Origin of the sequence: Flavobacterium sp. RNTU_13 (genome assembly GCF_046614455.1) — a bacterium.
Classification (GTDB): domain Bacteria; phylum Bacteroidota; class Bacteroidia; order Flavobacteriales; family Flavobacteriaceae; genus Flavobacterium.
Genome location: NZ_JBKJHB010000008.1, coordinates 90,063 through 113,579 on the forward strand (window position 1 = coordinate 90,063; position 23,517 = coordinate 113,579).

Below are 23,517 nucleotides of genomic sequence, written 5' to 3' on the forward strand. Positions count from 1 at the left end.
ATATACAGGTTATGCCCTGTTATTCATTCATCATGCTTAGCAGGAACTCAGCGTTGTTGCGGGTCTTTTTAAACCTGTCGTTTATAAAGTCCATAGCTTCAACCGGGTTCATATCTGCCAGGTACTTACGCATAATCCACATACGCTGTATGGTTTTCTCATCAAGGAGAAGGTCATCACGGCGCGTGCTCGACGAAGTAAGGTCTATAGCCGGGAATATACGCCTGTTGGCAATCTTACGATCCAGCTGAAGTTCCATGTTACCGGTACCTTTAAATTCTTCAAAGATAACCTCGTCCATTTTAGAACCCGTATCGGTAAGTGCTGTGGCAATAATACTTAAAGATCCACCGCCTTCTATGTTACGCGCAGCACCAAAGAATCGTTTCGGTTTTTGTAGCGCATTAGCATCTACACCACCACTTAGTACCTTACCCGATGCAGGCTGTACCGTATTATAGGCACGTGCCAGGCGGGTAATAGAATCCAGTAGTATTACTACATCGTGCCCACACTCTACAAGGCGTTTTGCCTTTTCAAGAACTATGTTAGCCACTTTTACGTGACGCTCTGCAGGCTCGTCAAAGGTAGATGAAATCACCTCTGCCCTTACACTACGCTGCATATCGGTAACCTCTTCAGGGCGCTCGTCTATAAGCAGTACAATAAGGTAAACTTCCGGGTGGTTTGCCGCAATAGAGTTGGCAATATCTTTAAGAAGCATTGTTTTACCCGTTTTTGGCTGGGCCACAATCATACCCCTTTGTCCTTTTCCTATTGGCGAAAACAAATCGATAACACGTGTAGAAATGGTACTTTGCCTATCGGCAAGGTTAAACTTTTCGTTAGGGAAAAGCGGCGTAAGGTGTTCAAAAGAAACCCTGTCGCGCACTACCTGAGGGTCATGCCCGTTGATTTTAAGCACGCGCACTAAAGGGAAATACTTTTCACCTTCTTTTGGAGGGCGTACCACACCTTTAACAGTATCTCCTGTTTTAAGACCAAAAAGCCTTATCTGGGAGTTAGAAAGATAAATATCGTCTGGAGAAGCAAGATAATTGTAATCTGATGAGCGCAGGAAACCGTAGCCATCAGGCATCATTTCAAGTACACCTTCGCTCTCTATTATTCCGTCAAATTCATAGTCAGGCTCCCTGTAATTTTGTTTTTCTACAGCCGGTTGCGGCTGAGGCGTAGCCTGTACCGGTGCGGGTGCAGGAGAAGAAACAGCTTCTGCTACCGGTGCCGGGGCACCGCCTTGAGCAGCTTGCTGTGCGGCGAGTTCGGCCATACGTTTTTTGTAGCTAGGATGATTAGGGTTATTAGAATTAGCCCTTTCTATCTGAGCACGGCGTTCTTCTTCTGTCATTGGCGGGCGCACTGGGCGCGGCCCTGCCGGGTTATTATTAGCAACAGTATTCTTTTTATTTGTGCCCGCGTTTCTGTCTTTACTAAACGAAGGTTTTTCTGCACGCTGTTGTGGAGTTACAGCAGTATCCGTTTTTTCTTCATGAGTTTCGGCATCAGGCTTCTTCTCTGCATCGGTTTGTGCAGCAACTTGCCCAGCCTGTTCTTCAGACGATATAAGGCTTAACTGCCCTTCTTCGCCAGAACGTTTCTTTGTTGTTTTAGGCGCTTTAACACTTTTTTGCTCTTCTGCCTCCTCAGCACGGGGAGCTTCAGGCTCATTTATGGCATTGTCTGCTGCCGCATCGTCTGCAGGTTTAGCAATACGCGCCCTTTTTTGCTTTGCAGGTGGCGTAACTTCTTCCGCTTTCGGAGAAACTTCTTCAAAAACGGGCTGAACCTGGGTAGGATTTGCTGCCTGATGGTCGAGAATCTTGTATATCAGCTCTTCCTTTTTTAGTCCCCTGAATTTACTGATATTGGCTTTTTTGGCAATATCCTGAAGTTCAGGAAGCTTCATTTCTTTTAATTCAGAAATATCAAACATGTATACTTTATAGTTATTAGGCTATTAAAAAATTTGAAGTATGTGGTAAGTGGATTTTTTCTGGGTAACCATACTTACGCAGTATGAAGTACTTGCGGTTTCTTGATGCAATAATACAAATTAATTTTCATCAGACAATAGTATTTTATAAAAGAAAAATATATTTTTGTACTGCATTTACACAAAAGCATGATACAACGCATACAAAGTTTGTACCTTATTACAGCTATTATTGCAAGCGGTATAGCACCGTTTTTCGCAAAGCTTTATGTACTTAAAACCGGCGAGGACGTTTTTTTTATAAACAACCTGGCTTACATATTTCTTTTTGTATTTAGCGTAGTGCTTTCGGTAATCAGCCTATACAGTTATAAGAAACGCAAAAAGCAGTTTATACTGGGGAGGCTAAACATTATTCTGAATTTTATTTTGCTAGGTTTATTAATATTTAAGTCACAAAATTTATCCGGAGACGCAGAAGTGTCTGAGAAGGGTATTGGGATGATTCTTCCTTTAGTTTCTATCGTTTGTATAAGCCTTGCTAACAGGGCCATCAAAAAGGACGAAGATCTCGTAAAATCTGTAGACCGATTAAGGTAAGCCTTTTAACTTAGTTTATTAGTGCGTAATGAATCCGGAACCACAAGTTCCGGATTTTTTTTTGCCCCATAGCAAAAAAAAGAACCCGGAGACGTTCAAACACTTCATTTGTCCCCGGGCTTACTTTTAAACTAACCAAACCAAATATCAATATGAAAGAAAAAATACTTTACTTAGCAACCCTTATTGTTTCAGGATTACAGTACAAAGATACCTCAGTATAACCGACTTAGGCAAAATTTTAGACGAATGGTAGCCGTTGTTTCGACGAAACGAAACCTTATAACCACGAATCGCAATACACTACTATCCAACAGATTATCTTTTGAAAAGTATATTCTTACAAACAAAAAAACAGCCGTAACAAATAGTTACGGCTGCATGGTGTAGTTAAAAGGAGTTAGTTAAGTAGCTTAGTAAGCAACCAGTTCTTTTAGGGCCGTTTCAAAACGTGCCTTAGGTAAAAACTGGTCTTCCAGTGCTTTGGTAAACGGTATGGCACTTTCAAGGCTACCCACCCGTTTTACAGGCCCATCAAGGTACTCAAAGCAATTTTCCATTATAAGAGCGGAAATATCTCCGGCAACACCGCCAAAAAGTGTATCTTCCTGTAAAATAATTGCTTTACCGGTCTTTTTTACCGAAGCAAATATTGTAGCCGTATCTAGTGGCTGCAGTGTTCGCAGATCTATTAAATCAGCTTTTATATCAGGGTTTTTATCCAGTGTTTCAATAGCCCAATGCACGCCTGCACCAAACGAAATCACTGTAACGTCTGATCCTTCGCGCAGCAAGCCCGCCTTACCAAACGGCAGTGTATAGTATTCTTTTGGTACATCCTGGTAAGCACTGCGGTATAGTGCTTTGTGCTCAAAGAACATTACCGGGTTAGGGTCGTTTATAGCTGTAGCCAAAAGCCCCTTTGCATCATACGGGAACGCAGGGTACACCACTTTTAAGCCGGGTGTTTTAGTAAACCAGGCTTCGTTAGTCTGGCTATGGAACGGCCCCGCCTGTACCCCAGCCCCGCAAGGCATACGCACTACCACATCGGCATTTTCCTGCCAACGGTAGTGTACCTTTGCCAGGTAGTTTACAATAGGGTTAAAACCGGTAGAAACAAAGTCGGCAAACTGCATTTCTATAACCGACTTATGTCCGTTTATAGATAATCCCATACCTGCCGACACAATAGCCGACTCGCATATAGGCGTATTACGCACACGCTCTTTGCCAAATTGATTTACAAAACCTTCGGTTATTTTAAAGGCACCACCATATTCGGCAATATCCTGCCCCATGATAACCAGGTTTTCATGGCGTTCCATACTTTGGGCAAGCCCCTGTTGTATGGCATCAATCATACGTATGTTTGCCGTTTCGCCCGCCGGGGCTACTTCTTCAAACGTGTATGGTTTATATACATCGTTAAGCTCTTCGTCCAGATTTGCCTCAATAGCAGGCTCTGCCGAAGCGTGTTGATAATTTTCGTCTATTTCCTGCTTTAGTTCCGCACGGATTTGGTCGTCAGCTTCATCAGTAAGCACCCCTTCAGCCTTCAGATATTTGCGGTAGTTTTCTACCGGGTCTTTTACGGCCCATGCATCCATAAGTTCCTGTGGCACATATTTAGTACCACTGGCTTCCTCGTGCCCACGCATCCTGAAGGTTTTAAACTCCAGTAACACCGGGCGCGGATTTTCCCGTAAAGAAGCCACTATATCGGTAAGCTTCGTATATACCTCAAGTATATTATTGCCGTCTATAATGTGCGCCTCCATACCGTAACCTATGCCTTTGTCGGCTATATGCTCGCAGCGGTATTGCTCGTTAGTAGGTGTACTTAATCCGTAGCCGTTGTTTTCTACAATAAACAACACCGGCAGCTCCCATACGGCAGCTATGTTTAGCGCCTCATGAAAATCGCCTTCGCTGGTAGCACCTTCACCAGTAAATACAGCGGTAACCTTACCCTCGTTACGTAGTTTGTGTGCCAGTGCAATACCATCGGCTACGCCAAGCTGCGGCCCCAAGTGCGAAATCATACCTATGATTTTAAACTCCTGTGTACCAAAGTGAAACGACCTGTCGCGCCCTTTAGTAAAACCGTTTGCCTTACCCTGCCACTGGCTAAATAGCCTGTACAGCGGAATATTCCGGCCGGTAAATACACCAAGGTTACGGTGCATGGGTAGTATATACTCGTCGGGCTGTAACACAGCCGTTACCCCTACAGAGATGGCCTCCTGGCCTATACCGCTAAACCATTTTGATACTTTACCCTGCCTGATAAGGATGAGCATTTTCTCCTCTATAAGGCGAGGTTTTAATAATTTCTTATATAAATCAAGTAATTCTTGGTTACCTAATTGTTTTCTATCGAAATTCATGAGTTTTTTTGAAATATCTTTATTTTTTCAAAAGTAATAAAATAACAATAGCGGGCAAGGCTGTTAGGAAAAATTATTTTGAGTACGACAACTTATTTAGTATTTTTATAGCAGATTTAAATTACAACAAATATGTCAGACCAAATAAAGAATATAGAAGAAAGAGAAAGTTTCACTTTTGAAGATTTGAAAAATGAAGATGAAATTATTTACTGGTGGACCTCTGACATAGCCAAACTATTAGGGTATCCAAATGTAAAAGCGTTTCAAAAAGTCTTAGATAAAGCAACAAAAACTTTTGTATCATTGGGAATTCCCCACTATGAGAATATAATAGCACAGACACATGAAGTTGATGGAGAGCAAGTTCAAGATTTCAAGTTAACGAGATTTGCCTGTTATATAGCAGTAATGAATGGTGACCCCAAAAAAGTTGAAGTTGCAAAAGCACAAGTATATTTTGCAACTCAAACAAGAAAATTTGAACTTTCAATAGAGAATCCAAATCAATTTGACAGAATAATTATTCGTGATGAAATTACTGATGGCAATAGATCTCTAGCATCTACAGCAAAACAAGCTGGTGTTACAGATTTTGCTAAATTTCAAAATGCTGGTTACTTAGGTATGTATAATATGATGTCTTACAAATTAGAACAAAAGAGAGGCTTAGCAAAAGGTAAATTGATGGATAACATGGGGAGGACAGAATTAGCTGCAAATCTTTTTAGAATTACGCAGACAGAAGAAAGGATTAAAAATAAAAATATAAAAGGTCAAGATAATTTAGAAAGTGCACATTTTGCAGTTGGAAGAGAAGTAAGAAACATAATAGTCAAAAACGTAGGTAAAAATCCAGAAAATCTTCCTCAAGAAAAACAACTCCCTGAAGTAAAAAAAGAGCTTAAAAAAGGTTACAAAAACATGAGCTTGGAAGATAAAAATAAGCCTAAAAAAAAATAGCCTATTTTTAATCAAGATAAGAATGTGTTGTTAACAACTTCACTCCCACCAACACGAAAATATGCTTAGCTTTGATTCTATGAGAAATCAAATACTAAAAACAAGCCTGCTGGCAGTAATACTGGCCCTAACATCGTGCGCATCAATAGAACTAAGCAGCCCTAAAGGATCTTTTGCCAAGGGTGCCGATGTGGGTTGGCTACCGCAAATGGAAGCTACCGGCTATAAATTTTATGATGCAGACGGCTCACAGAAAGACTGCCTGCAACTCCTTAAAGACCGCGGCATAAATACTATACGTCTTAGGGTATGGGTTAACCCTTCTGACGACAGGGCAAGCGGACACTGCAGCCCCGAGGAAACTGTAGCCATGGCGGTACGGGCACAAAAAATGGGCATGCGCATTATGATCGACTTTCATTACAGCGATACGTGGGCAGATCCCGGCAAACAGGCAAAACCTGCTGCCTGGGCAAACCATTCGTTCCCGCAATTATTGGAAGATGTTTATCAGCACACGCATTCGGTGCTTACAATGCTTAAAAAAGCAAATGTTACCCCAGAATGGGTTCAGGTGGGCAACGAAATTCCGGGTGGCATGTTATGGCCTGATGGCAGCACAGATAACTGGGTACAACTTGGCCAATTGCTAAACAAAGGTTATGAAGCTACAAAAGCAGTAGATAAAAATATAAAGGTAATTGTACACCTTGACCAAGGCAACAACAGCCAGCGTTTCAGGACGTTTTTTGATAATGCTACAACTCAAAAAGTAAAGTATGATGTTATAGGTCTTTCATACTACCCATTTTGGCTTAAAAGTGATTATACCGAAAATATAGCCGATTTACAAAACAACCTTAACGACATGGCAGTACGCTACAACAAAGAGGTAATGGTTGTAGAAGTAGGCGGCGAAGATACAAAAGTAGAAAACACTGCTAATATGCTTAAAGCCGTGATTAAGGCTGTACGCAATGTGCCAAACAATAAAGGTATTGGCGTTATATACTGGGAACCTGAAGGTGCCAGAAGCTGGAGCCATTATGAACTTAGCGCCTGGATGCAAGATGGTAAACCATCGTCGGCTCTTGATGCGTTTAAAGAATAGTCACGAAATATTTACGGGCTCAGCTTTATACCATTGTTAATAACTTCCGCCCAATGTTCACATAAATTATGCTTAGCTTTGCATTTATAAGGCTTTACGCTTTATAAAGTTATTAACAATAAACGATTATTATGCAAAACATCCCTAGTGTGGATCTGCGTGATTTCCTTTCGGGTAACCCGGAACGCAAGCAAAAATTTGTAAATGAAATCGGTAAGGCCTATGAAGAAATAGGTTTTGTGGCACTTAAAGGTCATTTCCTTGATGACCGGCTGGTAGACGGCCTGTACAACGAGGTAAAAAACTTCTTTAACCTGCCGCTTGAAGTTAAGCAACAATATGAAATACCGGGCATAGGTGGCCAGCGTGGCTACGTATCGTTTGGTAAAGAACATGCCAAAGGCCGTAAAGAGGGCGACCTTAAGGAGTTTTGGCATTTCGGGCAGTATTTAGAGCCGGGGTCTAAGTATGAAGCAGAGTATCCGGCTAATGTTGAAGTAAAAGAACTCCCTGAATTTAACACCGTGGGCAAAGAAGCCTACCAGATGCTGGAAAAAACAGGTGTGTATGTACTGCGCGCTTTGGCTCTGTTCCTAGGGTTAGATGAGTTTTATTTCGACAAGTATGTGGCAGAAGGAAACAGTATCCTGCGCCCTATACACTACCCACCTATTACACACGAGCCAGAAAATGCGGTGCGTGCTGCTGCACACGGCGATATTAACCTGATAACACTGCTTATGGGTGCGCAAGGTAAAGGGCTACAGGTGCAAAACCACAATGGCGAATGGATAGATGCCATAGCCGAACCGGACGAACTGGTTATAAACGTGGGCGATATGCTTAGCCGCCATACTAACAACAGGCTGAAAAGCACTATACACCAGGTGGTAAACCCACCGCGCGAGTTGTGGGGTACATCGCGCTATTCTATACCGTTCTTTATGCACCCGGTGAGCGAAATGAAACTGGACTGCCTGGAAAACTGTATAGATGCAGAACACCCTAAATTATATGACGATATTACTGCCGGTGATTTCCTTTATGAGCGGCTGGTAGACCTTGGTCTTATAAAAAAATAATACAAAGCTTAAGGCTTAGAAATACCAATATCTGCCGGAGGGATAGCACCCCCCGGCAGATATTTTTGTTTTAAAAAAACTATTTATGCCCGTTAAGTGTGGGATTTAATTGTTTTATTTACATTTGAATTTTAGATTTATGATAAAATGGCAAAGAAATTAAGCAGCCTTGACGATCTTGGTGGTTTTGTATTTTCTACCAATAAAGACTTTGAGTTTAATAACGAAGAAGAAACACAGGAAACACCTGCCCCATCTCAGCAAAAGCTGGAAGCGCATCTTGATAAAAAGAATCGTGGAGGTAAAATAGCCACAGTTATTAAGGGATTTGAAGGAAATGAAGAAGACCTTAAAACGCTGGCAAAGCAATTAAAAACGCTATGCGGTGTAGGGGGTTCTGCTAAAGACGGGGAAATAATAATTCAGGGTAACTTTCGGGATAAAATAATGGATTTCCTTTTTAAGGAAGGATATAAAGTAAAACGTGTAGGAGGATAACCAATATGCATAAAGTAAAGATTTTTTTCGGGAACGCGTTAGCAGTACTACTGGCATTCAGCTGGATGGGTGGTATGTTTTTTAGCATTACAAAGCAGCTGAATAGCGATAAAATCATACAGGTATTACCACTAGCTATTATAGCGTCAGGAATATACGGGCTGGTTCAGGTTTTGGGACAACAATTTATTTCGAATACCACAGCTAAAAAATTGTTATTCTTAATACCTGTGTTCTCACTAATTATCGCAGGGCTTACGATGGCAGAAACACCTATGGACTATTACCTGGCTGCAGGCGCAGTAACGCTGGCGGGATACGGAAAAATTATGCAGGAACGCAAAAAAGCATTAATAGCAAGCAAAAATGGAAATTAAACAATCAGAACTTATACTTAACCCGGACGGCAGTGTTTATCACCTTAACCTAAAGCCGGAAAACATAGCACACGATATTATTTTTGTAGGAGATCAGGACAGGGTATCTAAAATTACAGCCTATTTTGATTCTATAGAGTTTACTACCCAAAAAAGGGAGTTTAAAACGCAGACAGGTATTTACAAGGGCAAACGCCTTACGGTAATGTCTACAGGAATTGGTCCTGATAATATAGATATTGTTATGAACGAGCTTGATGCTCTGGTTAACATAGACCTTGAAACACGACAGCCGAAAGAAACACTTACTAGCTTAAACATCATACGTGTGGGCACATCGGGCTCATTGCATGCAGACATACCTGTAGATAGCATAGTAATGTCGGCATACGGTTTAGGCATGGACAATATGCTACGCTCGTATATCATAGACCGGGTAAGCGACCACGCGCTTGAAGAAGCTTTTATAAACCACACCCAGTGGGATATGAAAAAAGGGAAGCCTTATGCTATTAAAGGAAGCGAAAAGCTACAGCAGCTTATATATTCTGAAGATATACATACCGGTATTACAGCTACCGCAGGTGGTTTTTACGGCCCTCAGGGGCGTGTGCTAAGGCTTGATATACAAGATAAAGAACTGAACCATAAAATGGATACCTTTAACTTTAACAACAACCGTATAACCAACTTAGAAATGGAAACGGCTGCCATTTATGGGCTTGCAGCACTATTAGGCCACAATGCATTATCTATGAATGCAATTATAGCCAACAGGGCTTCGGGTACGTTTAGTGAAGATCCGTATGCGGCGGTAAATAACCTGATAAGCTACGTACTAAATAAACTGTCTGTTTAATTACAGCTTTTTAATATCAAAAATCGGGGTAGTGCACAATGTTAGTACACTACCCCGATTTTTTTACTTTATACAACCACTTTTTAAGCCCCTAATATATTTTTACCGTTAATATATTCTGTGGGCCTGCTTCCCAGTAATTTGTAAAAGGTATTACTAAACGTGGGCAAGCTGCTATATCCTACTGCAAGCGCAATTTCACTTACCGGCATTTGCTTTTCAGCCAGTAACTCTATAGCCCTGAGCATCCGGCAAATGGTAAAAAACCTGATGAAGGGCATCCCCAGGTCTTTTGTAAATAACCTGTGCAACGTGCGGGTACTGAAACCAAATTTTGCAGCTACTTCTGCAAACAACAAGTTCTTATCAAGGTTTTTTGTAATATAATCTACAACCTTACCCAGGCGCTTGTCTTTTGGCATGGGCAAAGACAACGAAAGGCTTTCCTGAGCCGTATCTGCAAGTAGCACTTTAAGCGCACTTGCCACAATGTAATTTTTAGTTTCTTTCTGCAAATTACCATTCCATCGGTTAGTATACAACAACAAATTTAATATCAGGTCGTTTACAGGATAAATCCCCTCACGTTCATAAAAGGCATCCTCGTTTTGTTCTACGGGAAAATAAAGATTCCTCATCATTACGTTTTCGCTGCTTGGGTGTATGCTATGGCGCACACCGGCGGGAATCCAGATAAAATGCCTGGCAGGCAAAAAGTACGTATGAGAATCGGTACGCACGTACACTACTCCGCCTTCTGTATATAAAAACTGTGCTTTTTTATGGCTGTGTTCCGGTATTAAAAGCTCCCCCATAAGATCATGGTGGCAGTATATGCTTTTCTCCTCAGTATCTACATCGGTAAGGTAATATTTAGAACTCACAGCTGTCTGTTTTGAATAATTCTTTGGCAAAAACCAATAATCTGCCAATTAAACGTTTTCGTAATATTGTATTACCTAATTAACAGTACAATGACAATTGGCTCCGCAAAGATACATGTTATTTGTTTTTTAGTAAAAAACGTAAAGATTTTACTATGCACCCAAACAGAATACTTTTTGAAGACTATCAAAAAAAGATAATTACTGCAACTGAAGCTGCAGGCCTTTTTAAAGACAAAATGGTAGTAGGCAGCAGCGGTTTTACAAAGGCCGGAGACAGCAAAGCCGTGTTACCTGCATTTGCCGCAAGGGCAGCTAATGAGCATATAGGCATTACACTAATTACGGGAGCATCTTTAGGGCACACTACCGATACTGACCTGGCCGAAGCCAACGCCCTTTACAAACGTATGCCGTTTCAGGTAGATGCTTCCCTCCGGAAAAAAATAAACTCAGGCGATGTACTGTTTATAGACCAGCACCTAAGCGAAACTGCCGAATTGCTTACAAATAAACACCTGCCACCACTTGATTTCGCCGTGATTGAAGCCCTTGGGGTAGACGAAAATGGCAATATTATACCAACTACTTCGATAGGAAATTCGGCGACCTTTGCTAAACTGGCTAATAAAGTAATTATTGAAATAAACACTTCTATTCCATTATCTTTTAAAGGTATTCACGATGTTATAATTCCGGATGCTTATCCGCACCGTAATGTGCTTGCTGTTACGGCTCCAGATACAAGGATAGGCATTACTCACATACCCATAGACCCTGAAAAAGTAGTAGGCATTGTTTTTACAGAGCTACCCGACAGCCCGGCTTCAACCGCCGAACCTGACGAAAAAACAATAGCCATTGCCAACCACTTGGTATCGTTTTTTGAAAATGAGGTAAAGGCCGGCAGGCTTACACCATCATTATTACCACTACAGGCAGGGATTGGTAAGGTGGCTAATGCGGTAATGATGGGGTTTGAACGCGGTAACTTTGAACACCTAACTATGTACAGCGAAGTATTGCAGGACAGCACTTTCCACCTTATAGACAGCGGAAAAATGGATTTCGCATCGGCATCCTCTATAACGGTATCTAAACCAATGTACGACCATCTGATTGAAAACTTTGACCGGTATAAAGATAAAATTGTACTACGCCCGCAAAACGTAAGCAATGCCGCCGAAGTAATACGCAGGCTGGGCGTTATAGGCATAAACACAGCCATAGAGTTTGATATTTACGGTAATGTTAATTCCACACACCTTTCGGGCACTAAAATGATGAATGGAATTGGTGGCTCGGGCGATTTTGCCCGTAATGCCTACCTGAGCATCTTTGTAACACAGGCTGCGTCTAAAGAAGGCAACAGCATAAGCCACGTTGTACCCATGGTATCTCACGTAGACCACTGCGAGCACGACGTAGACATACTGGTAACAGAGCAAGGCCTTGCCGACCTGCGTGGGCTTGCCCCGCGCGAACGTGCTAAAGTAATAATAGAAAATTGTGTTCACCCCGATTATAAAGAGGCGCTGCGTAGTTATTATGAACGGGCATGCCTTCGTGGCGGACACACCCCTCATATACTGGAAGAGGCTTTTTCTTGGCATATTAACCTTCAAAAGAACGGATCCATGAGGCAGCCCTGCACCGTATGATTTGTTTACTAGAATCATTTTTTGCGTTTATTTGTTTTTGTCCCTAAACTGCGGTACGGTTTAGGGATTTTTTATGGTATTAATTTGCCCGAACATACTAAATTTGTCTGTAACCTTTTTTTAGCAGATAAATCTGATGGATAATATTTCGATAGCAGGGGTACCGGAACACTTTAACCTGCCCTGGCACCTGAGTATAGATAACGGCGAATTTAACGCACAGGGTATAAATCTTACATGGACAGATGTACCCGAAGGCACCGGAAAACTATGCCAAATGCTGCGCGATGGTGAAACAGACATTGCAGTGATACTTACAGAAGGCATAGTAAAAGACATTACTGCGGGCAATCCCAGTAAAATAGTACAGATTTATGTACAATCTCCGCTTATATGGGGCATTCACGTAGCGGCCAATTCACCGTACCAAAAAACAGACGACCTTGAAAACAAAATAGTAGCCATAAGCCGTTATGGTTCGGGTTCGCACCTTATGGCGTATGTACACGCCCAGGATGAGAAATGGAATACGGCAAACTTACGTTTTGAAGTAGTTAATACTCTTGATGGCGCTATAGCGGCCTTAACCGAAGGCCGCGCAGATTATTTTATGTGGGAGCGCTTTATGACAAAACCTATTGTAGATAAAGGCATATTTCGTCGCGTGGGCGACTGCCCTACTCCCTGGCCCAGCTTTGTAATTGCCGTACGTAATGAGGTGCTGCAAAACAAAGGTGAAGCTATTGCTAAAGTACTTGAAGTTATAAACAACAAAACACTGAATTTTAAACAAATACCTAACATAGACCAAACGCTTGCAGAACGATACGGGCAAAAAATAGACGATATAAACGAATGGTTAAAATTAACCCGCTGGTCGCAAACGAAACCCGATAAAATTACGTTTGACAACATACAGGATCAGTTACTTGAACTTGGCATTACCGATAAAAAAATACCATTTGAAAACCTGGCGCCGTAAAAGGCGCCACCATGGTTAATGAAACTACCCGATTTTTCTAAAATAAAACAACTTAGAGAAAGGCTCACCATTAAGAAGCCCTGGGATTCCATTATCATTTTTGTACTGAATGTGCTTATAGCAGTACCGCTGTTTATAATACTGCACCAAAACCTTATAGACCCGGAATGGCCGCTACATATAGACCGGGTTTTATTATTTATACTTATGGTTGCCGCCATACAGTTTGTGCTGCATTACATGAAAAAAGTACTCTTTGTGTGCATTTTTTTATACCTCATGGCGCTGCTGTACGGCTCATTTCTTGGCAATTACGGTTTCCGGTCTGTGTATGAAGATTACGAGGCTATGGTGTATACTATGGCGTATGATCCTAACCCCCAAGATGTTATTGTATCTCGATTACTGCCTTTCCCTAATAAAAGCCAGATTATAGACGCCGTAGATTATAATAACCCAAAGGTGCGTAACTACGCCGTAGGCGCCGCAACAAAATATTTTAAAGACTTAAAGGGATTTCATAACCAGCGGCTTATGGTACAGTGTTTTTCGGTTTTTAAAGATATCAGAAACCGATGGACGTATGTTAGCGATCCTAGAAACGCGGAGTATATAGCCAGCGCAGATGAGTCTATACTACACTTTGCGGGAGATTGTGATGACCATGCCATACTTATGGCGGCCTGCATAAGGGCTGTGGGAGGAACACCACGGATTATACACACCGGGGGGCACTTGTACCCTGAAATGCTGATTGGTAAAAAGGCCGACCTGGAATTGGCCAATTATCTGATAAAACAATTCCTGTTTGTGGAAGAAAGCCGCGGGCGCGAAGTACACTACCACGAAGATGAATACGGCCAGATGTGGCTTAACCTTGACTATACCGCTACCTACCCTGGAGGCCCGTTTATGAGCGAAGAAATATTGGGCCAGCTTACTTTTAATTAGCTTCATTAGTTCTAAAGTCATAAAGTCGAAAGTCGTAAAGCGCTGTAATCGTTAAAATAAGGGTATATTTAACCGTCAGCATGCCTTTATGACTTTAAAAACTTTAGACTTTACGACCTTATGACTTTCGACTTTATGACTTAACGACTGATTTACCATTCAATAGTCGGTTTGCCTTTCTCAGCTAAAAAAGCATTAGCCCGGCTGAAATGCCTGTTGCCAAACCACAATCCCCTGTTAGCACTAAGCGGAGAAGGGTGTCCGCTCTCTAAAACAAAATGCTTGTTACGGTTTACACGAGCACCTTTCTTTTTGGCAGGGCCGCCCCAAAGCAAAAACACCACATCCTGCTTTTCGTCAGAAACTTTTTGTATTACGGCATCAGTGAACTGTTCCCAACCTTTACCCTGGTGGCTGTTAGCTTCGCCTTTACGCACCGTTAGCACGGCGTTTAGCAACAATACTCCCTGGTCTGCCCAGCGCTCCAGGTTTCCGGTTGGTGGAAACGGTTTATTAAGATCGGCTTGTATTTCTTTGAAAATATTGATTAACGACGGAGGCAGCGGTATACCGTCGGACACTGAAAAACAAAGCCCGTTTGCCTGACCCGGCCCATGGTAAGGATCCTGCCCTATAATTACAACTTTTACTTTATCAAAAGGGCAATGATCAAATGCCGAAAAAATATGTTTGCCCGGAGGATAGCAGGTATGGGTGGTATATTCCTGTTTTACAAAGTCGGTCAACTGGCTGAAATAAGGTTTTTCAAACTCATCTGCCAGTACTGCTTTCCATGACGGGTGTATGTTTACATTCATTACAATAGGTTTCTAAGGCAAAGATAGCGATATTAAGGAGCAAACAGTTCTTAAACTTAACTGACAATAATGCAGATAAGCGGTTTTATGAGTATTTTTGCATAAAATTTGCCGTAGCAAAACACATGAAATCCATCACAGAAAAAACATTAAAAGACCTTGAGTTCGGTACAGTACTGGAAGAAGTAGCTGCACGATGCGTAACCGAACCCGGGCACGATAAAGCGCTTACCATAGCTCCGTTTACCAGCCGGGAGCAGTTAATGGACGCGCTGAAACAAACATCAGAATACCGGTCTTCCTTTGATAATAACAATGCATTGCCTAACCACGGCTTTGAGCCCATAACTAATGAACTGAAGTTTTTAGCTATTGAAGACAGCTACCTGGATGCAGCAGCGTTTAGAAAAATAGCCACACTTACCGATACGGTAGGTACTATGATAAAATTCCTTGCAAAGTTTGACGACTATTACCCGGCGCTAAACAAACGCGCACAGGAAGTGGAGTTTAGCAAAGAACTGGTAAAGTACATAGACGATGTGGTAGACAAGTACGGTGAAGTTAAAGATGATGCATCACCAGATTTGCGAAACATACGCCGGTCTATTAACGAAGTAAAAGGACGTATAAACCAGAGTTTCGGTTCGGCTTTAACCCATTATAACAGTTTAGGCTATCTTGATGATATCAGGGAAACCGTAGTAGAAAACAGGCGTGTGCTGGCTGTACTGGCCATGTATCGCCGTAAGGTAAAAGGATCTATACTGGGCAGCTCTAAAACGGGCAGCATTGCATACATAGAGCCCGATACTACCATGCGCTATTCACGCGAGCTTAACAATTACGAGTACGAAGCAGCCGAAGAAATTAAACGCATATTAAAACTACTCAGCAACATTGTAAGGCCTTTTGTGCCTATGCTAATGAGTTTCCAGGAATTGCTTACAGATATAGACGTGGTAGCTGCAAAAGCAAAATACGCCCGTAAAATAAACGGATTGTTGCCTACCATTGTTGAGGAAAAAAGGCTGTACTTCAGGGAAGCCTACCACCCTATTTTGTACCTGAACAACAAAGCGAAAAACGAAACTACATACCCGCAAACCATAGAGCTTACAGATACTAACCGTATTATTGTAATATCTGGGCCTAATGCCGGGGGTAAAAGTATTACGCTTAAAACCATTGGACTGCTACAGCTTATGCTGCAATGCGGCCTGCTTATACCGGTACATGAGCGTAGTGAAACGTTTTTGTTTGACCGTATACTTACAGACATTGGCGATAACCAAAGTATAGAAAACCATCTTAGTACGTACAGTTACCGCCTTAAAAACATGAACTACTTTTTACGTAAGTGTAACGATAAAACGTTGTTTCTGATAGATGAGTTTGGTACCGGGTCCGACCCTGAACTGGGCGGTGCGCTTGCCGAAACGTTCCTGGAAGAGTTTTACCACCGTGAAGCATTTGGCATTATAACCACCCATTACACCAACCTAAAAATACTGGCTAATGAGCTTCCGTTTGCTACAAACGCCAATATGCTTTTTGACGAAAAATCACTTGAGCCTATGTACAAGCTGATACTTGGCCAGGCGGGCAGTTCGTTTACATTTGAGGTGGCACAGAAAAACGGTATTCCGTACGGACTTATAAACCGGGCAAAAAAGAAGATTGAGAAAAGCAAGGTGCGTTTTGACAAAACCATTGCTACCCTGCAAAAAGAACGCTCTAAGCTGGAAAAGACCTCTCAAATATTAAAAGAGGAAGAAGAGCGCGCCCGTGAGGAAGGTAAAAAAATGGAGACTATTAATGTTCGTATCCAGCAAAAACTGGAAAGTTACCAGGAATTGTACGACGCAAACCAAAGGCTTATTTACCTGGGGCAAAAGCTAGATGACATGGCCGAAAAGTACTTTAATAACAGGAACAAAAAGGACATGATAGGCGAATTCCTGAAAACGGTAGAAATAGAAAACTCCAAGCGCAGAAAACTTGAACCAAAGGAGAAAAAGAAAAAAGAAGTAGAGCAGAAAAAAATCATTGCAGAGGTTCAGGTAAAAGTAGAAGAAATACGCGAAGAGAAAAAAGAGAAAAAACGCAAGGAAGCCGAAGCGCCAAAGCCAAAACTACCTATTAAAATAGGCGACCGCGTGCGTATGATTGATGGTAAAGCCGTGGGTACACTGGAGTCTTTAGAAAAAAATAAGGCTACTGTAAATTATGGCATCTTTACGAGTAAGGTAGATTTTGAAATGCTGGAACTTGTAGAGGCTATGAAAAAATAATAAAGCAGTAGATTAATTTTTTAATATATCAATTTAAGGGAACCGTTAAGAACTTTAAATATCAAACCTGAAATGGAACTACCGCGAGATAAAAAAATCATATTGTTTGATGGGGTTTGTAACCTATGCAACAGCACGGTACAATTCCTTATTAAGCACGATAAAAAAGATGAGTTCAGGTTTGTGGCACTGCAATCTGATTTAGGTCAAAAGATTACGGCTTACATTGGTATAGATACATCTAAAGTAGATTCCATTATAGTGTATGAACCCGGCAAAGCGTATTTTTACAAAGCTGAGGCAGCACTGGAAATAGCTTCAGCTATTGGAGGCATTTACGGACTTTTAGCAGTATTTAAAGCTGTGCCAAAAAGCATTAGTAACGCTGTTTACGATTACATAGCGCGTAACCGCTACAAATGGTACGGCAAAAAAGAAGCCTGTATGCTGCCAACGCCGGAGATTAAAGCAAAATTTTTATAATACTAAACAAAGTTAATTTTGAGATATTTTGTAGCATTTGCCTATAACGGAAAAAACTACTGCGGCTGGCAATACCAGCCCCACAGCCCGTCGGTACAGGAAACGCTTAATAAGGCACTCTCTACGCTCCTTCGCACACCCATAGATGCTACAGGTGCCGGGCGTACAGATACCGGGGTGCATGCTACACAAATGTATGCCCACTTTGACTATGATGGGCAAATAGACTCAGATGCGTTAATTAAGCGCGTGAATGCTTTTTTGCCAAAAGACATTGTAGTATACCGCTTTATACCGCTCCATGATGAGGCGCACGCCCGTTTTGATGCCACAAGCCGCAGCTACGAATACCACATACATACGTTTAAAGATGCCTTTATAAATGAGGGCAGCTGGTTTAATTTCCACCCGTTAGATGTAGATAAAATGAACGAGGCCGCCCAGGTGCTGTTTGACTATATTGATTTTAAATGTTTTAGTAAAACACATACCGACGTAAAAACGTTTAATTGTAAAATTACCGAAGCGCGGTGGGAACAGCACGGTAATAAACTGGTGTTCCACATATCTGCCGACCGCTTTTTGCGTAACATGGTACGCGCCATTGTAGGTACACTGGTAGAAGTAGGCCTGGGTAAATCAACCGTGCAGGACGTAAGAAATATTATAGAAAGCCGGGACAGGAACAAGGCCGGTTTTTCGGTACCCGCACACGGGCTGTACCTTACTAAGGTAATTTATCCGTATCTTTGAACCATCCTATGAATCAGAATAAAAATACCAAAAATAAAAATACCGCGTCGTTACTAAAGGTAATGCGCTTTGCCAAACCTTACCGCAGCCGCTTTGTATGGGTTATAGTGTTCTCTGTAGCGCTGTCTATATTTGCGGCGCTTCGCCCCTATTTGCTTAAGCATACCGTAAACAGCTACCTCATGGGTAAAAACATGGATGGACTTATGCTGTTTGTATCTATAATGGGGGTTACGCTGCTGGTAGAAGTAGCGTCGCAATTTTACTTTGTATACTGGGCAAACTGGCTTGGGCAAGATATTGTAAAAGACATACGCGAAAGGTTGTATAACCATATTACGCACTTCCGTATGAAGTTTTTTGACAACGAAGCGGTAGGCCGACTGGTAACACGTACGGTGTTTGATATAGAATCTATTGCAAAAATATTTAGCCAGGGACTTTTTATGATCATAAGCGATATGCTAAAAATGATTGTAATACTGGGCTTTATGTACTGGATAAACTGGAAACTTACCACCATAGTACTTATAGCCATGCCGGTGCTGGTAATTGCTACACGAATTTTTCAAAAGAAAATGAAGGGCGCGTTTGAAGAGGTACGTGCACAGGTGGCTAACCTCAACACTTTTGTGCAGGAGCGCGTTACCGGTATGAAAATAGTACAGCTGTTTAACCGCGAAGAAATTGAGTACGAAAAATTTAAGGTAATAAACAAAAAACATAATGATGCCTGGCAAAAGAATATTTTGTACAACTCCATCTTCTTTCCTATTGCCGATATTATTTCGTCGCTTACCCTGGGATTTGTAATTTGGTATGGAGGTATAGATATTATTGGTGGTGGAGATCTTACCACACCGGGCGACCTTTTTGCATACATTATGTATATACCCATGCTGTTTAACCCGCTAAGGCAAATAGCTGATAAATTTAACGAAATGCAAATGGGTATTGTAGCTTCAGACCGTGTTTTTGAACTTTTAGAAATAGAAGAATTAACACAGAAAGAAGGCACTACAGAAGCCTGGCATTTTAAAGGCGAACTGGACTTTAAAGATGTACGTTTTAGCTACATAGAAGGAGAAGAAGTAATCCGTGGTATTAACCTTACCGCTAAAGCAGGCCAAACAATAGCTATTGTAGGTGCTACAGGTGCGGGAAAAAGTACCATTATAAACCTGCTGAACCGTTTTTACGAAATAGACAGCGGTACCATTACCATAGATGGAACCAATATAGACGAGTTTACACTACCCAGCCTGCGCAGGCAAATAGCCATTGTGCTACAGGATGTATTTTTGTTTGCCGATACAATATTAAATAACATAACCCTTAACAATCCTGATATTAGCAGGGAACAAGTTATATCAGCGGCAAAAGCTATAGGTGTACACCACTTTATCAGCAGCCTGCCGGGCGGCTATGATTATAACGTTAAGGAGCGTGGTGTAATGCTTTCGTCGGGGCAAAGGCAATTGATTGCTTTTCTTAGGGCGTATGTAAGCGACCCGTCTATATTGATATTGGACGAGGCTACATCGAGCATCGACACCCATTCTGAAGAAATGATTCGCGTAGCTACAGAAGCTATAACAAAAGGACGCACTTCTATTGTAATTGCACACAGGCTGGCTACGATTGTAAATGCCGATACCATTATTGTAATGGACAAAGGGAAAATTGTAGAAGAAGGATCGCATTACCAGTTAATAAACAAAAACGAAGGTTATTACAAAAATCTTTACTACTCCCAGTTTGCCACAGAAACAGAGGATAATACTCAGAATTAGTATTTTACAAATTATTAATTTAAAATTTTAACGCAACCTTTTTGTAATTTCCTTATCTTAACATAAAAGGTAATTATGAAAAAAATACTACTCACTCTTTTATTAGTGCCTTTTGCAGGGTTTGCACAGCAGTTTCAGTGGCTTAAAACACCTGCAGTCAGTATGCCTTACAACTCAGATTTGGTAGGCTATCCTAATACGGTAGACCCACAGGGAAACGTTTACGTATCGGGTTATAAAGACAACCACTATATTTATAATTCCATTATGGGAAATGTTTCCTTAACGAAATATGCACCCGATGGCTTTGAATTCTACAACCAAACCCTTATTGGTAAAGTTCAGGTACACCGCCTCTGTGCAGATGGAAACGGAAATGTGTACGCCGCAATTAGCTATTTAAACACACTATCTGTAGGAGAATTGGTTTTTGAAAACAACTTTCAGTCCGAAGTATACCTGTTACTAAAATTTGACCAAAATGGTAACCCGCTTTGGTACAAACACTTTACTCCTTTTGACTACGGAGATGGTTTTTACAATGAAATTACAGAACTCCGCGCCATGACTATTGATAATACCGGAAAACTATATTTAGGCTATGCTGACTTTATGCAGTCCATTATAGAAGAAATTAATCCGGAAAATGGTACCACAATCAGATCCATAAATCAGGGTGATGTACGCAGAGTAACCTCACTGGCAACAGATAACCAGGGTAACCTTTATGCAACCGGATCTTGCGCGGGTAATTCGGCAAGGTATAACAATACACCTGCCGGCACATCACTTCAATACAATGACTACATCGTTAAATACGCACCGGACTTTTCTTTTCAGTGGGTTAAATACATAGAAGACATTACCTGCTCTACTCCCGAAGTAGCTGCGAAGTCAGAGGACGAGATTTACTTTGCCGGGACACAGTTTGCCGCCACAAGCTTTGACAACATTACTACAGAGGGTCCGCTGTATGGCATGGACGACTTTTTCCTTGCCAAACTAAACCATAACGGCGAATACCAATGGGTACGGGAAGTAAATGGCGGTGGGGCTTTTATACTTGGAAACCGTAACTTTTTAGCAGTCGATCCCATTGGTAACGTGTATGTGTCCGGGCGTAGCCGATTCGATATAAACTGGGGTAACGGTTTTACATCGGGTACGGGCGCCTACACCTACGATGCTACTCTTGTAAAATATGATCCGGAAGGAAATACACAAATGGTAAAAACAGCACCGTCTCAAATAATGAGCCGTTTTGACAGCGTGGCTATAGCCAACAGTAATGACGTATATTGTTCCGGGATGGGATTCGGGTTTATGTCTATCGATACAATTTCGTATGATCCAGGGCAGATAAGTGCAGCATATCCTTTTGTAACCAAACTGGAGCAGACTATTGCCGGAAATACCAATCCAAAGGCAAAGATGCCTGTGCTCTACCCTAACCCTGCTACCAATATTTTATATTTAAAAGGAATTACGCAAAATACATCTGCCGAAATTTACAATATGCTGGGGCAACAAGTAGTGGTTGCAGCAATAAGTCCGGGTCAACCCCTTAATATTTCCGCGCTGCAAACAGGCAGCTATGTTTTAAAATTAAACAACTCAAACCCCATAAAGTTTATAAAACTGGATTAAAAAACAAAGAGCGATGAAATTTCATCGCTCTTTGTTTTTATACCTTCGGTGGCTCGGTTGCACCCGGTGCCACGCGTTGTTTTTTCTCAGGGCGTATTATCATACGCAGTGGCTGGTCCCAAGAGAAATAAGAAACCATCCAGTTCCAGAACGTAGTTAACCTGTTCCTGTAAGTAAGTAACGACATAAGGTGGATAAACAGCCACATAAGCCATGCAAAGAACCCTTTAAAGTGCAGCTTAGGGCTTGGTAAATCTACTACTGCCTTGTTCTTACCTATAATGGCCATAGAACCTTTGTCTTTATACTTAAATGGCGTTAACGCTTCTCCTTTAAGTTGTCTTTTTAAGTTCTTGGCAAGATGTTTACCCTGCTGTATGGCTACCTGTGCTACCTGCGGGTGCCCCTGCGGAAACGCCGCATCGGCTTCCATGTAGCACGTATCGCCAATAGCATATATATTATTTGTATTTACTACTTTGTTATTACCGTCTACAATCATACGTTTGGCACGGCCAAAGCTCTCAGCGGGTATTCCGTCAAAAGCACGGCAACCTACCCCGGCAGCCCAAATAAGGTTTTTGCTTTGTATGGTTTCGCCGTTGCTTAAATATACCACATCATCTTTATAATCAGTAACGCGGGTGTTTAGTTTTACCACTACCCCCAGTTTAGTAAGGGCATCGTAAGTGTCTTGCTGGCTTTCTTTACTCATAGGAGCCAAAAGTGCATCGGCTCCATCTACAAGGTATACATTACTTACACTTGTAGAAAGCTCAGGATATTCGCGCCTTAAAATACCCCTGCGCATTTCGGCAAACATACCAGATACTTCTACCCCTGTAGGCCCACCGCCCGCTACTACAATATTCATGTACTTACGGCGTTCACGGCTGTTTTTATTCAGCGTGGCCTTTTCCATACGTTGTAGCAGTTTGTTACGCATTTCAAGCGCATCATTAAGCGTCTTCATAGGTATGGCATTCTTCTTTACATTCTCCATACCGAAGTAATTCGTCTCGGCACCGGTAGCAAAAATAAGTACGTCATATTCTAGTTCGCCGTTATGTAGCACCGCAATATTCTGGTCTGGTTTAACCGCAACCATTTCTCCCATACGGAAATGTACGTTTTTTATATCGCGAAGGTATTTACGAAATGGGTAACTGATACTTGCGGGTTCCAGGTAAGCCGTAGCTACCTGATATATAAGGGGTGGAAAAAAATTGTAGTTGTTTTTATCCACCAGCGTAATATCAAATTCGGGGTTATTGGCCAGTTCACTTACCAGGTTTAATCCGGCAAATCCACCGCCTATTATTACTATCTTCATGGAATTGTGGGTGTTATATTTAAAAGCGTTGTATAGTTGTAAAAACAGTATAAAGTTAAGATTTTGCCTGTTAATGTGCAATGT

At 41.6% G+C, this 23,517-nt stretch carries 20 protein-coding genes; 15 read left to right on the plus strand and 5 right to left on the minus strand.

All coding sequences use genetic code 11. From position 1 onward, the window contains the following. Positions 1-19: 19 nt before the first annotated feature. Entirely contained in the window at positions 20-1,954 is a 1,935-nt protein-coding gene (gene rho, locus ACLI08_RS15835; RefSeq protein WP_411429482.1) for a transcription termination factor Rho, read from the minus strand. Between the two features lie 189 nt (positions 1,955-2,143). Here rho and ACLI08_RS15840 point away from each other — a divergent pair, with 189 nt between their 5' ends. Continuing rightward, a complete protein-coding gene (locus ACLI08_RS15840; protein ID WP_411429483.1) occupies positions 2,144-2,554 on the plus strand; it encodes a DUF4293 domain-containing protein in 411 nt (136 codons plus the stop codon). Between the two features lie 413 nt (positions 2,555-2,967). Here ACLI08_RS15840 and ACLI08_RS15845 read toward each other — a convergent pair whose 3' ends face one another. Next, on the minus strand, positions 2,968-4,944 hold the full coding sequence (locus ACLI08_RS15845; RefSeq protein WP_411429484.1) for a thiamine pyrophosphate-dependent enzyme: 1,977 nt from the start codon (positions 4,942-4,944) through the stop codon (positions 2,968-2,970). A 132-nt stretch (positions 4,945-5,076) separates the two neighbouring features. On the opposite strand from ACLI08_RS15845, the gene ACLI08_RS15850 reads away from it, so the two are divergent. The 6 genes from ACLI08_RS15850 (at position 5,077) to ACLI08_RS15875 (ending at position 9,834) form a co-directional block, all read left to right on the plus strand. Next, positions 5,077-5,907, plus strand: coding sequence for a BRO family protein (locus ACLI08_RS15850; RefSeq protein WP_411429485.1), 831 nt, complete (start codon positions 5,077-5,079; stop codon positions 5,905-5,907). 79 nt (positions 5,908-5,986) lie between these two features. After that, complete coding sequence (locus tag ACLI08_RS15855; RefSeq protein WP_411429486.1) at positions 5,987-7,018, plus strand: arabinogalactan endo-beta-1,4-galactanase; 1,032 nt, start codon at positions 5,987-5,989, stop codon at positions 7,016-7,018. Positions 7,019-7,149: 131 nt separating this feature from the next. Further along, positions 7,150-8,100 carry an isopenicillin N synthase family dioxygenase gene (locus tag ACLI08_RS15860; RefSeq protein WP_411429487.1) on the plus strand — a complete coding sequence of 317 codons (951 nt, stop codon included), beginning with the start codon at positions 7,150-7,152 and terminating at the stop codon, positions 8,098-8,100. Between the two features lie 147 nt (positions 8,101-8,247). Then, positions 8,248-8,598 carry a translation initiation factor gene (locus ACLI08_RS15865; protein ID WP_411429488.1) on the plus strand — a complete coding sequence of 117 codons (351 nt, stop codon included), beginning with the start codon at positions 8,248-8,250 and terminating at the stop codon, positions 8,596-8,598. A 5-nt stretch (positions 8,599-8,603) separates the two neighbouring features. Beyond that, on the plus strand, positions 8,604-8,975 hold the full coding sequence (locus ACLI08_RS15870; protein WP_411429489.1) for a hypothetical protein: 372 nt from the start codon (positions 8,604-8,606) through the stop codon (positions 8,973-8,975). Further along, entirely contained in the window at positions 8,965-9,834 is an 870-nt protein-coding gene (locus tag ACLI08_RS15875) for a nucleoside phosphorylase (protein WP_411429490.1), read from the plus strand. Before ACLI08_RS15870 ends, ACLI08_RS15875 begins: the two co-directional genes overlap by 11 nt. An 83-nt stretch (positions 9,835-9,917) precedes the next feature. Here ACLI08_RS15875 and ACLI08_RS15880 read toward each other — a convergent pair whose 3' ends face one another. After that, positions 9,918-10,718, minus strand: a complete 801-nt coding sequence (locus ACLI08_RS15880; protein WP_411429491.1) for a helix-turn-helix domain-containing protein — start codon at positions 10,716-10,718, stop codon at positions 9,918-9,920. A 155-nt stretch (positions 10,719-10,873) separates the two neighbouring features. On the opposite strand from ACLI08_RS15880, the gene ACLI08_RS15885 reads away from it, so the two are divergent. The 3 genes from ACLI08_RS15885 to ACLI08_RS15895 all read left to right on the plus strand — a co-directional run bounded on the left by ACLI08_RS15885 (position 10,874) and on the right by ACLI08_RS15895 (position 14,312). Then, positions 10,874-12,379 (plus strand): succinate CoA transferase, encoded by a 1,506-nt coding sequence (locus ACLI08_RS15885; protein ID WP_411429492.1) that lies wholly within the window; start codon positions 10,874-10,876, stop codon positions 12,377-12,379. Positions 12,380-12,515: 136 nt separating this feature from the next. Continuing rightward, on the plus strand, positions 12,516-13,361 hold the full coding sequence (locus ACLI08_RS15890; protein ID WP_411429493.1) for a substrate-binding domain-containing protein: 846 nt from the start codon (positions 12,516-12,518) through the stop codon (positions 13,359-13,361). 18 nt (positions 13,362-13,379) lie between these two features. Beyond that, entirely contained in the window at positions 13,380-14,312 is a 933-nt protein-coding gene (locus ACLI08_RS15895) for a transglutaminase (RefSeq protein ID WP_411429494.1), read from the plus strand. Positions 14,313-14,464: 152 nt separating this feature from the next. On the opposite strand, the gene ACLI08_RS15900 is transcribed toward ACLI08_RS15895, so the two are convergent. Beyond that, positions 14,465-15,130, minus strand: coding sequence for a uracil-DNA glycosylase (locus ACLI08_RS15900; protein WP_411429495.1), 666 nt, complete (start codon positions 15,128-15,130; stop codon positions 14,465-14,467). A gap of 125 nt (positions 15,131-15,255) precedes the next feature. On the opposite strand from ACLI08_RS15900, the gene ACLI08_RS15905 reads away from it, so the two are divergent. From ACLI08_RS15905 to ACLI08_RS15925, 5 genes are all read left to right on the plus strand, one after another. Next, positions 15,256-17,424: an endonuclease MutS2 gene (locus ACLI08_RS15905; RefSeq protein WP_411429496.1), complete on the plus strand. Its 2,169-nt coding sequence runs from the start codon at positions 15,256-15,258 to the stop codon at positions 17,422-17,424. Between the two features lie 72 nt (positions 17,425-17,496). After that, positions 17,497-17,907 (plus strand): thiol-disulfide oxidoreductase DCC family protein, encoded by a 411-nt coding sequence (locus ACLI08_RS15910; RefSeq protein WP_411429497.1) that lies wholly within the window; start codon positions 17,497-17,499, stop codon positions 17,905-17,907. An 18-nt stretch (positions 17,908-17,925) separates the two neighbouring features. Next, complete coding sequence (gene truA, locus ACLI08_RS15915) at positions 17,926-18,660, plus strand: tRNA pseudouridine(38-40) synthase TruA (RefSeq protein WP_411429498.1); 735 nt, start codon at positions 17,926-17,928, stop codon at positions 18,658-18,660. Positions 18,661-18,668: 8 nt separating this feature from the next. After that, entirely contained in the window at positions 18,669-20,453 is a 1,785-nt protein-coding gene (locus ACLI08_RS15920; protein ID WP_411429499.1) for an ABC transporter ATP-binding protein, read from the plus strand. Positions 20,454-20,528: 75 nt separating this feature from the next. Next, positions 20,529-22,100: a T9SS type A sorting domain-containing protein gene (locus ACLI08_RS15925; protein ID WP_411429500.1), complete on the plus strand. Its 1,572-nt coding sequence runs from the start codon at positions 20,529-20,531 to the stop codon at positions 22,098-22,100. 37 nt (positions 22,101-22,137) lie between these two features. Here ACLI08_RS15925 and ACLI08_RS15930 read toward each other — a convergent pair whose 3' ends face one another. Beyond that, positions 22,138-23,433, minus strand: a complete 1,296-nt coding sequence (locus ACLI08_RS15930) for an NAD(P)/FAD-dependent oxidoreductase (protein WP_411429501.1) — start codon at positions 23,431-23,433, stop codon at positions 22,138-22,140. Positions 23,434-23,517 lie beyond the last annotated feature (84 nt).